The organism is Methylobacterium sp. AC690, from assembly GCF_979256535.1.
In genome coordinates this window covers 1-249 of the sequence record NZ_CEEDOX010000101.1, presented here as the reverse complement: position 1 = coordinate 249, position 249 = coordinate 1, and the positions used below count along the sequence as shown (strand labels likewise).

Below are 249 nucleotides of genomic sequence, written 5' to 3'. Positions count from 1 at the left end.
GTCCCCGTGCCGCCCGTTGTCGCAAGCGCGGCCGTGGGCTGACCGTTCTTCGAAGCGAAATACGGGTCGGAGAGCGTCATCTCAGACAGATGCGCGGTATTCGAGTCCTTGCGGACCTCAGGGTCAATGTAGAACACCACGGGACAATCCATCGTCTCACCCGGCTGCAGGGTTTGCTCGTTGAAGCAGAAACACTGCACCTTGACGACGAAGCTTCCCATGAGACCCGGCTGCACGTTGAAAGTGGCG

Annotated in this window: 1 protein-coding gene; it reads right to left on the bottom strand. The window is 59.8% G+C overall.

From position 1 onward, the window contains the following. Window positions 1–249, bottom strand: a 249-nt coding sequence (locus AC0IY1_RS25480) for a cytochrome c oxidase assembly protein (RefSeq protein ID WP_471773365.1), incomplete at both ends; no start/stop codon positions are given.